Source organism: Bernardetia sp. (assembly GCF_020630935.1).
Lineage (GTDB): Bacteria > Bacteroidota > Bacteroidia > Cytophagales > Bernardetiaceae > Bernardetia.
Genome location: NZ_JAHDIG010000003.1, coordinates 80,002 through 93,422, shown reverse-complemented (window position 1 = coordinate 93,422; position 13,421 = coordinate 80,002). Strand labels below are relative to the sequence as shown.

Here is a 13,421-nt window from a genome sequence, read left to right as displayed (position 1 = left end):
TTATTTATCAAAATTGATTTATAGAGTAAAAAATCTTGTTTTACTCTTTCTCTTTTCCTATGGTTCTATCAAAGAGTTGATAAATACGCTTGTACTCATCTGCCCAGCTGGTTGGATAGACAAAGCCATGTCCTTCAATCGGATAAACAGCGAGTTCCCAGTTTTCTTTTCTAAGTTCTATAAGTCTTTGCGATAAACGAACAACATCTTGGAACTGAACATTTGTATCTAACATTCCATGGCAAATAAGTAAATCTCCCTCTAAGCCTTCGGCAAAATAAATGGGAGACGAACGCACATACGCCAAACTATCCTCAACAGGTGTATTCAGAATGTTAGCTGTATATGGATGATTGTAATGCGCCCAATCTGTAACTGAACGAAGTGCAGCTCCAGAACGAAATACTTTTGGCTCTTTAAACATTGCCATCATCGTCATAAAACCTCCGTACGAACCTCCATAAATCCCGATTCTATCTTTATCGATGCCGTGATTTTTGACAAGATAATCTGCTCCTGCTACATAATCTACAAGTTCTTTATTTCCCATGTGGCGATAAATTGCTGTTCTCCAATCTCTACCATAGCCTTTACTTCCCCTATAATCTATATCAATGACTGTATAACCTTGCTCTCTCAAAAGATTATGAAACATATATTCTCTAAAATACGCACTCCAACCATAATGAACATTCTGCAAATAACCAGCACCATGAACAAACATCACAGCAGCTTTATTTTTTACGTTGGCATCGGGTTCATAGAGTCTTGCAGGAACTTCTGCACCATCTGGTGTTTTGAAGGTAATGATTTTTGGCTCGTACCAAACGTATGGCTTTCTTCCTTCAGTCATAGAATCAGGTAAGTCTACTAGCTTTGCCTGTATTTTTTTTCCACTACTATCTACTACCATAGTTACATCTTTAGGATACCAAGAATAATTCTTGAATTTATCAGTAATTGAATTAGTAATTTCTCGTTGTGGAGCATTTGATTTATTTGCAAAAACTACCAACTCCCACGGCTTATTAGAATACGAATAACGAGCTATCCAATATTTCTCATCTGGCGACAATACAAAATCTTCATACACTCCTTTTTGAGAAGTTATTTTTTCTAAATCGTTTTTCTTGCCAAGTTTATATAAATGATATTCGTGATGATTTTCTTTGTTGGCTCTGACATAAAACGTGCTTTGGTCTTTTGAAAGCCAAACATCAGTTACTTCAAAGTTTCCATTTGTAAGCTGTTTTTTCTCTTTTGTTTTGAAATTATAGGTATAAAGATGAGAAAAACCAGTTTTTTCAGACTGAAAATAAACAGTTTCATTGTCTTTCCATCCTAGCGTTCCTGTTTCTGAATGCCAACCACTAATTCCTTCGCCTCCTATCCAAGCATCATCTTGCTGATAATCTACCAGTTTGAGTTTTTCGTTCTCACTTGTCCAATCCATTCCTACAATCCAACGGCTTTTAGAATCATCTGCACGGACTACCATCACACCTTTTTCTCCGTTGGGAGACCATTTTGTTTCATGAATCCAAACATTTCTTGGTGAACTTCTTTTCAAATCTTTTCCATACTCTGCATAAAAAGCAGGATTTTCCATCATTTTTGGCAAACTAGACAAATCTACTTTATCATTCGCTTTTGCATATCTGTCATATACGTGCAATGTAAAATTTGCTGTTGTAGTTCCTACTTTTGCACGAGCAGGTAAGTTTTCTGTATAGCCTAGTTCATTGATATAGTTCGGAACTTCGGTAGCTTTTGAAGAATATTCTCCCAAAACATAAACTACATAACGTCCGTCGTTGCTAATCTGAACAGATGAAACATATTTTCCATTCAAGGGAATTGCTGTCAAACGATACGGTTTGGGTTGTGCATTTTTGACCGAATCTTCAGCTTTATTTATTCTAACAATTTCTAAGAGGTCGGTTTGTTGTCTATTCAGCCATTTTTCAGCATCATTTAAGTAGCTTTCTCCTTTTTTATTTGAATCTACAAAAGAAGTAATTTGCTGTGTTTGTCCTATCTGCTCACCCTGTAACCAAAAATAAAACAAATCATTTCCTTTCTGATAAACAATAGCACTATCATTTCGTGTAAAACTAGGATTTTGTTCGTTTTCTAATGTATTGGTAAGACGTTTTGAACTTCCATTCTGAATATCTTGCAAATACAAATCTCCATCTACAGAAACCACTTTATCCGTTTTGGTACTGTTATAATTTTCAAAACTTGCATTATCTCCAAAAACGTAATTTTTAGGGTTCAGATTAAAATCATTTTCAGCAATTTTGAGAGGCGTTCCAATAGGGTTTCCGTTCGAAATGCTTTGTTTGTACCACGTTGGAAGAGGCTCTAAATATGACTTTTTAGAAAAATAAATCTCTTTTCCATTGTATGACCAACGCCCATTTTCTGGCAAGACACCTACAAATTTATCGCCTTGCATAATTTCATCAATTCTATCTAAAGCCTGTTCTTGACTTTCATATTTTTGAGCAAAGGAAAATGTCGTAGTAAAAAATAAAGAGGATAAAAATAAATATTTTAATTTCATTAGATGCTGTGTAGTTTGTTCTTGATTCTGTTTGAAATGGGAAATTAGTGAAAATTCTGTTTAATTCATTATTTTAAAAAAAACCAAGTTGTAGAGTAATGTAACATTATTTTTATCAAATCATACAAAGGGCTTATTACATTTCATTGCAATACAGCTGCACAATCTTTTAATAAATTTATTATTTTAGAACAAAGCAGAATTACATTTCGTTGCGATGCAACTCTCAATCACATCAACCATTAAATGCTACAAACAGGACGTTGCGATGCAACTGAATAACCTTTTATTTTAGAACAAAGCAGAGTTGCAGAGCAACAAGATATTTGTAGAAAATTAAACATATTTTTATCAGAAAGTTGCAGAGCAACGTTATATTTTCAATAAAGTTTATCAATTACAAATTATGGCAAACGTTTATTCTCAACTCTACATTCAAATTGTATTCGCTGTGAAAGGTAGAAAGAGTTTGATTAAAGAGAGCTTTAGAGTTGAGCTACAGAAATATATTACAGGAGTTGTACAAGCAAAAGGACATAAACTACTTGCTATTTATTGTATGCCAGACCATACACATTTACTCATTGGACTAAAACCTAATCTACCTATTTCTGAATTAGTACAAGACGTGAAAACCAGTTCAAATAAATTGATAAAAGATAAAAAATTCTTACAAACAAAATTTGAATGGCAAAAAGGATATGGTGCATTTTCCTACTCAAAATCTGCATTAGACAATGTTGTGAAATATATTTTAAATCAACCAGAACACCACAAGAAAAGAAATTTTAAGGAAGAGTATTTGCTATTACTCAAAAAATTTGAAATTGAATATGATGAAAAATACTTATTTGAATGGATAGATGAGATTTGACTTTTTTTTGTCTCCATTTCTATGATAAACATATTTGCAAAAAAATAAAAAGCCAAAGGCAAGCCTTTGACCTATGATTAATTACACCTTTGCAAATCTATATTGATTAATACTGCCCAGAACCTAGCATTACCAACGTACAAGCTACTTCTACTTCAATTCCTTTTTCTCTTGCTTTTTGCATTAGCTCTGGATTTTCTGTTCCTGGATTGAAAATAATTCGCTTTGGATTGGTTTCTAAAATATAATTGTACCATTCTGGTTGATTTCGAACTCCCACATAAAGCGTTATTGTATCAATATCGTTGTGAATAGTTAGTTCTTGATTGTCTGTTTGATGCTCAATTTCTTTTCCAAAAACTTCTCCCTTTTTTATACCAACAGGAACAATATCGTGATTTTTATTTGTCAATCGTTCGGCTGCCAAGTAAGCATAACGAGATGGATTTGGTGTTGCTCCTAAGATGAGCGTTTTTTTATTTTGCATGGCTGTTTTGATTTTTAGATGAAAAAATTGCAAAAAACCGTAAACGAGTAGTAAAGCCGTCGTTTACGGTTTTTAACTATAAGAACTACAATTTTTCCATCAGTTTTGTTTTCAAGCGTTGGAATTCTTCTTCTGTCAGAATGCCTTTATCCTTCAAACTAGCAAGTTGGCGAAGCTCTGCCAACACTCCAGCCGATTCTTTAGCAGACTGATAAGATGGAGAAGATTTATCCACAGCACTGTTTGGTGGAACACCTTCTGCTTTTGGAGCTTTTTGTGAAGTGTTATTTCTTGTTGGATTTGCTTGGTGAGGTGCTTCTTCTTCTTGATTGAAGTTAGAAGTTGTCTTAGTTTGCTTTGATTCTTGTTTTTGGTATTTTTCATCCACTACTTCCTCAAAATCCATCACTTCCTCAAATTCAAAATCTTTTTCATTTTCCTGTTTTACTTCTTCTCCAGAAAATTCAGCGTAAGCAGCCTTAGCACGTTTTTCTACTTCGTCTTTCATCTGCTTGGCAAAATCTCGTCCTTTGATAAGTTGCTCATCATAAAATCCTTTTACTGCATCTGCATCAAAATCTTCTAAATCACCTCCTTCTCTAAAGTGTTTGGCAAATGTTTTTCCTGCTGCATACGTCGATGCGCCAGACAAAACAGCCATTCCAACACCTCCAGCTACACTTCCCCACCCTGGAATGAGTTTGAGTGCTTGCGCTCCTAACTTGGATAAAACACCACCAGAGAGAGTTCCAAGCCACGATTCTATATTGGCATTGTTGGCAGTAACTCCATTTATTTCTGCTAGTCTTCTGACCATATCTGCCTGAATGACCGTAACGGCAATCATATCAGCCAATGGAATAGGAATAAGAGATGCTCCCATTGCCCATATTACAGAGTTTTCAATAACTTTATCAGCACGCTCGTTGTCGTCGTCTAAGCGCATTTTGTCTTTTAATTTGTAGAGAAGATAATCCCACATAGGTAATTTTTAGTTTATTTTTAATGATAATATTTGTATAGCTCCTTCAACAGCAACAATTGTAACTGGAAGAGTAATATTTTTTGTTTCAGCTTGATTCCAAACTTCTAATAACCATTCACCAACAATATTAGAAAGTACAGCATTTACATCGAACTCAGCCTCAAAACCCATCATAGGAACATCTGGTTGAAACCCATTTCTTGTGTATTTTACTTGAAAAATATTTGCCGAACTTCTAATAGGTTTATTAAGAACATACAACTCTTTTCCTCTTAAAGATACATATATACTAAATCCTCCATCTCCCTCTTGACTAAGAAAAATGGTTAGTTCAACTTCCTTGGTTTCTTTAGGTAAAATACTTAAAACTACATTGAGTTTTTTGGCTACCTCTGTAAAATGCAAGTCTAAGATTTTTCTTAGTTTGATTGTATATTCTTCCTCCTTCACTTTGTTGTTAGCTACTTGGTTATACACAGTACGTAAAGTAATTCAAGATAGTTGGCTTTATAGGTTTTATTAACGCTAAGATAAAAAAAGGGTTATGAAATTTTAGAGAACAGCACATTATCTTTTCTACTTAGACTATTTACTTTTCATATAAATTGCTTCAAATTAAATTATTTTTGTCTTTAAAGTAAAAATTATTTTATAAATAGCTCTACCCAAATGAACTACCATACCCACATATTAAACTCTGAAAATCACTCTCACATCTTAGGCAGACAAGATGCTGTTACAGGCGATACAATCAAAGCAAATGATGAAGTTGTTTTTTGTAGTGCTTGCCAGTCTGTTTTTTTGAAGGATAGTTGGGAGTATATGAATGAAGAATATTGTGGACAGAGAGAAACACTTGGTTTTGTTCCTGCTCAAGAAAAGGAAATTAAGGCTGGAAAGAAGGATAAATTACTTTTAGAGGTTTCTGCTGATATGAAAACATATCGTCTATCAATTATTGTTATATATTTTACTTTGATTATATGCATTCCTTCAATCTTTGGATTCTTGTATATTTTCATAGAACCTCAAAGCTCATTTACAGATAAAGTATTTTTTTCAATTTCTGCACTAATTCTTAGTTTTTTACTTATAATAGCATCTAGAAATGCCGTCAAAAATGCAAAGAAAAATTATTATATAGGAACTACTCCACTTCAAGTTTATCAAGACAAAATAATCTCATTTAATAAAGTATATCAATGGAAGAACGTTGAAACAATAATTCATACATCATATAGTATCTTTAGCAAGATTCCTGATAAACTTGAAATCAAGTTAGTAGATGAAACTATTAAGATTAATTTATCTTCAAAATATCCTTACAACACTGAATTTTTGATTAAAATAATGAAGTTGGCTATAACTAAAAAGATTACTTTCTATGCTTCTACTAGTAAAGAACTTCAATTTTTATTAGAGGAAAAACAAAAACATAACAGAAAAAATATAGTGCTAATTAATAACACCTTGTCTTTAAATTAATTCAAAATCAAAGAACACAAACTGAAAATACAATTTCAATCTGTGTTCTTCGCTTTTATAATTTCTCACGCTAAAGAGTGAGCTACATTTTATTCTTCTCCTCCATTGACTGTTTTCCAATAGTCAAACTGTGTTTCTTCACAATCCCAAATATGTTGCTTTTTGAATTTGATGCCCATTGTTGGTGCGCCTCCTTCTTTAGCTGAAATCATCTTTTGAATAATTCTTTCACGTTCTGCTGCTAGTTCACGGCGTAATTTTTCGTCATTTTCTCTGTCAAAATACAAAATACCATCTACAAATGTTTTTTCTGCTTTTGCATACACAGAAAGTGGATTATCCGACCACAAAACAACATCAGCATCTTTTCCAACTTTTATACTTCCTGTTCTCTCAGCAATGCCTAACATTTTAGCAGGATTGAGCGTAACGAATTTCCACGCTTCTTCTGGAGAAACGCCACCATATTTTACTGTTTTGGCAGCTTCTTGGTTGAGTCTTCTTCCCATTTCAGCATCGTCAGAGTTGATAGAAGTAAGTACGCCAGCTTGATTCATAAGTGCAGCATTGTACGGAATAGCATCTTTTACTTCATACTTGTACGCCCACCAATCAGAGAAAGTAGAACCAGCTACCCCATGTTTTGCCATCTCTGGAGCAACTTTATAGCCTTCCAAAATATGAGTAAATACATTGACTTTAAAACCAAATTTTTCAGCGACACGCATAGTTGCCAAAATTTCAGAAGCAATATAGGAATGACAAGAAATCAGACGTTTTCCATTGATGATTTCTAAAAGTGCTTCCATTTGTAAATCAGTTCTAGTTGCCATTGGATTTGCTTTTTTAGCTGCTTCATATTCTTTTGCTCTTGTGAAAGCATCCATCATAAACTGCTCTACTCCCATTCTTGACTGTGGAAAACGGCTGTATTCCGACCAGTTTGAATGCTTTACGTTCTCTCCTAGTGCAAATTTGATACGCTCAGGTGCGCCTTTAATTTTCATTTCTTCGGCTGTTTTTCCCCAACGAAGTTTTACTACTGCTGACTGTCCTCCAATCGGGTTTGCCGAACCGTGAAGCTGTTGAATAGCGACTACACCACCTGCCAAATGACGGTAAATATTTACGTCTTCTGGATTAATAACATCTCCAATTCGAACTTCTGAACTATTTGCATATACGCCTTCGTTTACTCCTCCAGAAATAGCAATATGAGAATGCTCATCAATAATTCCACTTGTAAGATGTTTTCCTGTTCCGTCGATAGTAGTTGCTCCATTTGGTGCAGAAAGATTTTTACCTATTTTACTAATTTTTCCATTTACTAACAGAACATCCGTATTTTCTAAAATTCCATCAGCTTCGTTTGTCCAAACCGTTGCATTTTTTATCAAAACGGTTTCAGATTTTGGCTGTTCTTGGAAAGCATAAGGCGCAAAAGGAAACATAGGTTTAAAGTCTTGCAAGGTAGAATCTACTTTTGGCGCATCTCCAATATTCTGATTGATTTTCATATTCGAATCTGAATTTTTGGCGTTCCAAGTAACCCACTTTCCTCCTGACGTACGTGTTGAACCCGACCAATATTTTCCTTCTGAATCGTACCAACCTGTAAGGCGAGTGGCTTCTGTTTGGTTTTGAGGAGAGAATTGTAACGCAAAAATTCCCTTTTCGTAAGAACCTTTTGCTTTGAGCGTATCTTTTCCATCAATAACTTTATAATTTAGGTTATCTTCTTCTCCAGAAACTTCCAATTTATAAAGTTTTGGTTTGCCATCTTCTTCTAATGTCAAATCATAAATACCTGCATAGCTAGAATTTGGATATGCTGTAACTTCATTTTTCTGACCTTTTATCCAGTTTTGATACACTTTAGTTTTTGACAAAAATAAATCTCCAGAAGTAATAATAAAGTTAGCAATCGCACCTTTTTTAAGCGTTCCCAAATTGTTTTCTTCTCCCAAAAGTTTTGCTGGCGTGTAGGTAAGAGCTTTTAGAGCTTTTTCTTTTGAAAGACCAGCACCAACAGCTTTTCTAAGGTGTTCCAAAAATTTAGATTTGTCTTTCAGTCCGTCAGTAGTAAATGCAAAATCTACATCTGCTTTCTCCAAAATTCCTGCGTTGGCAGGGGCATACTCCCAATGTTTGAGAGCTGTAAAAGAAATAAATTGAGCATCTAGTGGGTCATTTACATCAAAAGCTTTTGGAAATTCAAGAGGAAGAATAAAAGCAGCACCCGTATTTTTTATCAAATCAACGGCTTGATACTCGTCTCCACTTCCTTTTAAAATATATTGCTTTCCAAACTCATCTCCTAATCTATCAGCACGCACAGCATTGAGTTTATCATCTACTTCAAAGATTTGAGGCAGATTTTGAATGTTATTCCACGATGCCAACGTCAAGTTTTTATCCTTTGCATTTCCACTAGCATACCACTTTCCATCCAAATACGTTTGGCGCAAAAGAGCCATTGAACCCATCAGAGAAGTCGGATAAGATTGTGAAGAAGAACCTTTATTAAATGAAAGCCCTACGGCTGCATCAGTTTTGTAAAGCTGTTCGTTTGCAGCTCCTTCTCCTAAGAAAACAAGAGCAGAAGTTCCTCTGACAATACCATCTTGTTGTTGTGAAAGAAGTGTTCCAAAGCCCAATTTTCTAAGTCCTTCAGCTTCTTTTTGTGTAACTTTATTTGTTGGGTCAAACATTTCACTTGCCTTGTGGTGCGCTTTCACAGCTTCATTGTTTCCAAAAGCATAAGAAGTTTGTGGAGTAAGTTGAAGTTGCCACCATGCGCCTCCTTTAGATTTTTCTATGGCTGGCATTCCATAGTCTGAATATAAATCAATGAACGACGGATATATCACTTTGCCTTTCAAATCTTCTACGATAGCACCTTTAGGAACAGTAATATTTTTTCCTACTTCCAAAATTTTTCCATCTTTAATGACTAAAGTAGCTTCAGAAATTTTGGTTTTGTAGTCTGTATAGATGGTAGCATTTGTAAACGCATAGACTGTATTGCGCTTATCTGTAATTCCGTTGGTATAAAATGTCTGTTGGGCAAACACTTTTTGACACGAAAAAATAGATAGAAAAAATGCAACAAAGACTATAAAAAGCTGATTTTTAGAGTTTTGCATATTAAATAATTACGACCTGCCAAAGCAGCGAAGCTAATTAGTAAATTAAAAATTACGAATTGAAATACGAAGTCAATTAGAAAGCCAACGGAATTAAATAATTATTTAGCAAAGCTAATTGAAAGATGGGAAAGTTAATTAGCTGTTTTCAAACAAGCCAAACCTTTTACTTCATTACTTCTTTGTAGGCAAGTTATGGAAAGCTATGGTTTTTTATATCTTAAAAAATGATAAAACCAAAATAATCTAATCTCTACTCTGCTGAATCTGCTATTTTTTTATTCGTTTTATCAAAAAGAAGTTTACGAAGCTCTGGATTTTTACCAAACTTCCAAATCAGTCCATCGATATAATAATGATAAATAACAATCATTGTGAAGGGAACAAAAAGCAGTTTTGCCCAGCCATTTGTCATTAGTCCGACAATTTCTATTGTACCGACTACCAAACCATAAATCATAGCGACACCAAACCACTTCAAGACTACATTTTTAATATGGGAAAAACGCTTTCGTTGATAGTGCATTACAAAACCTTGGTATTGAATATTATGATAAACAGTTTCTAAAGATTCTGCTACCAAAAAAGGAAGAGCTGTAAGGAAAAACACAAAATAATGCGTAGAGAGTGCAGCTACTAAAAATAATATTTTGGGAACATTGATAGGTTGCCTTTTATACAAACGCCATCCTTGGCGCAAGACAAACAACACCAAAAAGAAGATAAAAACGCTCCAAACAACCTCTGTAATCTGTGGAGGTAAGTAAGGAAAATTAGCTGTAAGCTCTCTATAAATCACAACAGGACTTTTTATATCAGAATAATCTCTAAAAAAACAAACAAACATTCCAGAATAGAAAAGCCCTAAGTCTAAGTATTCATCAATTTTTTCAAAATCTTGGTTTACTCCTTTATATGCCTTTAAAAAACCAGAGTGCTGACGGATAATATGCCAACTTCCAAAAAAAGCAGCAAAAACAATAAGTTCTTTCTCAAAACCCATAAGTGTTATGGCAAGTCCAACGACAATAAAGGCAGCCAACCCCCATGTATGCATGTGTTTTCGTTCTTCAAACTCCTCTTTATCGGCGTGTGTTCTTGAAAAGGTTTGAAAAATATGAGGATGGTCAAAAATAGCTGTAAAGACAAAATAAGTTAGAATAATTGAATCTCCGTGAGGAGCTAAATCTAGTGTTTCAGCCCATAAAAAAATAGCTAAAAAGCCTAGTGTAAAAACACAACTACCTATAAAAAAGAATCCATCGTAGCGAGAACTTACAATCCAATTCATTGAAAAACGACTAGACAAAGTTGATTTTTGTTCTTTCTTTTTGTTCTTATTTTTTATAGATGCTTCCATAGCTATACGCTTTCAGTTTCTTTTTTGTCTTTTATATTTAGGGCAAGTTCTTGTACGTAGCGACGAAACTGGTCGCCTCGGTCTTCGTAGTTTTTAAACAAATCAAAACTAGCACAAGCAGGAGAAAGTAATACTATGTCTTCACTTTCAGCCAAACTAAAGGCTATTTCGATAGCTTTTTTGATAGAATCAGTTTCTCTGATTTCGCTTACCTTTCCTTTAAAGAAAGTAATCAGTTTTTCATTATCTTTTCCCAAACAAACTATTGCACGCACGTTTTTCTTGACCGTTTCTTCAATCAGTTCGTACTCATTTCCTTTATCTACTCCTCCAGCAATCCAAATGAGAGGTTTATCAAAACTCGCTAGTGCATAAGAAACAGCATCTACATTGGTAGCCTTCGAATCATTAATAAAAGTAACTCCTTTGATGGTCTTGATTTTTTCAAGTCTGTGAGGAGCATTGACAAATGATTTTAATCCTTTTACAATTTGCTCATCTGAAAGTCCTACAATTTGTGCAGCCATTCCAGCAGCCACAATATTTAGGAAATTATGTTTTCCCTTCAATGGCAAATCAGCTATTGGAATGTCAAGCATTTGTGCAGGAGTTGCCGAAATTCGAATTTTGTTTTGCAGAGACAAATACTCACTCTGTTTTGAAATATTAATAGGTAACATTCTGCCTGCCAAACGATGGAAACGAAGGTATTTTAGTGTTTCTATATCTTCTTCATTGTAAATAAAAAAGTCTTTATTACTCTGATTTTCGTTTATCTTAAATTTGGACTGTACATAGTTTTCTATTTGATAATTATATCTATCCAAATGGTCTGGAGTAATATTGAGTAAAATAGCAACATGTGGACGAAACTCGTCAATATCGTCTAACTGAAAGCTGCTTACCTCCACAACATAATAATCATAATTATCTTCTATGGCTTCTCTAGCCAAACTTTTACCTATATTTCCAGCTATACATACATTCAAACCTGCACTTTTGAGCAAGTGATGGGTAAGCAAAGTTGTTGTTGTCTTACCGTTCGTTCCAGTGATAGCAATGATTTGCCCTGAAATAAAACGAGAAGCAAATTCTATCTCTGAAACTACTTCAATGTGTTCCAAACGAATAGCTTCCATAATAGGAGCTGTTTCAGGAATACCGGGGCTTTTGATAATCAAGTCTGCTCCTAAAATAATAGATTCTGTATGCTTTCCTTCTTCATAAAAAATTTTATGGTGTTCTAATTCGTATCTATTTTCATCAGAAAGTTTGTTTTTTTCTGAGAGCAGAACATTATATCCTTTTTCAGCAGCTAGGCGAGCTGCACCTACACCACTTTCTCCACCACCCAAAATGACAATATTTTTCTGTTTCATAGTTGCAATAATTAGAAGGACAACATAAATTTACCATACAAATGTAAACTTCCAAATTGGAATGTCTATAACTTTAATTTAAAATTTACACAAAAAATACTTCTAAAGCAATATTTGACTAAACAAGGAAAGAGAAAGTATTTTTTGATTCATTTTTACGTTGAAAAACCAATGCTTGACTCCTAAACAAGTTTCATAATAAATCAGTTGGTTTAAAAGTTTAATCACTCTAATAAAAACCTATAATTATGATTCGTACAGGGACAAACGTAAAATGGAAATGGGCAGACGGCACTGCTACTGGAAAAGTAGTAGAGACAGCCACTGAAAAAATGGTCAAGACTATCAAAGGACAAAAGGTAGTCAGAGAAGGTGAAGAAGGCAATAAAGCTCTTTATATCGAACAAGAAGACGGAACAAAAGTTCTCAAACTTGAAAGTGAAGTAGAAAGAGCTAACTAAAACTATTTGAAAACAGCAAAGATGAACGAATTTTTTACATTTATGGGAATGGGGATTGAACATGTTATCTCATTTCCAGAAGGTTACGACCACCTACTTTTTATTTTAGCTCTTAGTGCTATCTATACTTTTTCAGACTGGAGAAAAGTATTGATGTTGGTTACAGCTTTTACAGTAGGTCATTCGTTTACGCTTCTTCTGACAGTATATGACTTCTCGCCCATCCCAAGTTCAGTTATCGAATGGCTGATTCCTCTGACAATTCTGATAGTTTGTATTATGAATTTTGTGATAAAAATTGAAAACAAAACAATAATTACAGATTCTGAAATACTAGATTTATCAAATCAGACTAAAGAAGTTACTTCTCCTTTGATGCTCCGTAGATATACTATTGCTCTTTTTTTTGGACTTATACACGGTTTGGGATTTGCTAATTACTTGCGTCAGATGTTACCCAATGATTTGTTTTCTCCATTATTGGGCTTCAATATTGGTTTAGAGATTGCTCAAATTATCATTGTTTTGGTAGGTCTTCTTGTAGGTTTTTTAGTGATAAAATTTTTAAAATTTAGTCAAAACCGTTGGAAGATTGTACTTTCAACTATTGTTTTTGTATTTGCTCTACACCTTTTTGTAATGCAGAGTTTGGCTTTGTTTGAGTAGTTGTATGAA

The 13,421-nt window shown here is 34.1% G+C and carries 11 protein-coding genes; 4 read left to right on the top strand and 7 right to left on the bottom strand.

Going from position 1 to position 13,421, the window contains the following annotated elements:
- Window positions 1–40: 40 nt before the first annotated feature.
- Window positions 41–2,569 (bottom strand): S9 family peptidase, encoded by a 2,529-nt coding sequence (locus QZ659_RS01680; protein WP_291720919.1) that lies wholly within the window; start codon window positions 2,567–2,569, stop codon window positions 41–43.
- 406 nt (window positions 2,570–2,975) lie between these two features.
- On the opposite strand from QZ659_RS01680, the gene tnpA reads away from it, so the two are divergent.
- A complete protein-coding gene (tnpA, locus tag QZ659_RS01675; protein WP_291720916.1) occupies window positions 2,976–3,443 on the top strand; it encodes an IS200/IS605 family transposase in 468 nt (155 codons plus the stop codon).
- Window positions 3,444–3,549: 106 nt separating this feature from the next.
- Here the strand turns inward: tnpA and QZ659_RS01670 are convergent, their stop codons facing one another.
- The 3 genes from QZ659_RS01670 to QZ659_RS01660 form a co-directional block, all read right to left on the bottom strand.
- Window positions 3,550–3,930, bottom strand: coding sequence for a CoA-binding protein (locus QZ659_RS01670; protein ID WP_291720913.1), 381 nt, complete (start codon window positions 3,928–3,930; stop codon window positions 3,550–3,552).
- An 85-nt stretch (window positions 3,931–4,015) separates the two neighbouring features.
- The gene (locus tag QZ659_RS01665) at window positions 4,016–4,912 is read right to left on the bottom strand and encodes a DUF697 domain-containing protein (RefSeq protein WP_291720910.1); all 897 of its coding nucleotides are present in this window, start codon (window positions 4,910–4,912) and stop codon (window positions 4,016–4,018) included.
- A gap of 9 nt (window positions 4,913–4,921) precedes the next feature.
- A complete protein-coding gene (locus QZ659_RS01660; RefSeq protein ID WP_291720907.1) occupies window positions 4,922–5,392 on the bottom strand; it encodes a DUF6389 family protein in 471 nt (156 codons plus the stop codon).
- A 192-nt stretch (window positions 5,393–5,584) separates the two neighbouring features.
- On the opposite strand from QZ659_RS01660, the gene QZ659_RS01655 reads away from it, so the two are divergent.
- Window positions 5,585–6,400, top strand: a complete 816-nt coding sequence (locus QZ659_RS01655) for a hypothetical protein (protein ID WP_291720904.1) — start codon at window positions 5,585–5,587, stop codon at window positions 6,398–6,400.
- 89 nt (window positions 6,401–6,489) lie between these two features.
- Here the strand turns inward: QZ659_RS01655 and QZ659_RS01650 are convergent, their stop codons facing one another.
- The 3 genes from QZ659_RS01650 to murD all read right to left on the bottom strand — a co-directional run bounded on the left by QZ659_RS01650 (window position 6,490) and on the right by murD (window position 12,285).
- Window positions 6,490–9,546: an amidohydrolase family protein gene (locus QZ659_RS01650; RefSeq protein ID WP_291720901.1), complete on the bottom strand. Its 3,057-nt coding sequence runs from the start codon at window positions 9,544–9,546 to the stop codon at window positions 6,490–6,492.
- Window positions 9,547–9,799: 253 nt separating this feature from the next.
- On the bottom strand, window positions 9,800–10,906 hold the full coding sequence (locus tag QZ659_RS01645; protein ID WP_291720898.1) for a hypothetical protein: 1,107 nt from the start codon (window positions 10,904–10,906) through the stop codon (window positions 9,800–9,802).
- Window positions 10,907–10,908: 2 nt separating this feature from the next.
- Window positions 10,909–12,285: a UDP-N-acetylmuramoyl-L-alanine--D-glutamate ligase gene (gene murD / locus QZ659_RS01640; RefSeq protein WP_291720896.1), complete on the bottom strand. Its 1,377-nt coding sequence runs from the start codon at window positions 12,283–12,285 to the stop codon at window positions 10,909–10,911.
- 248 nt (window positions 12,286–12,533) lie between these two features.
- Between murD and QZ659_RS01635 the strand changes: the two genes are divergently transcribed.
- On the top strand, window positions 12,534–12,746 hold the full coding sequence (locus tag QZ659_RS01635) for a DUF2945 domain-containing protein (protein WP_291720893.1): 213 nt from the start codon (window positions 12,534–12,536) through the stop codon (window positions 12,744–12,746).
- Between the two features lie 21 nt (window positions 12,747–12,767).
- Entirely contained in the window at window positions 12,768–13,412 is a 645-nt protein-coding gene (locus tag QZ659_RS01630; RefSeq protein WP_291720890.1) for a HupE/UreJ family protein, read from the top strand.
- The last annotated feature ends 9 nt before the right edge of the window (window positions 13,413–13,421 follow it).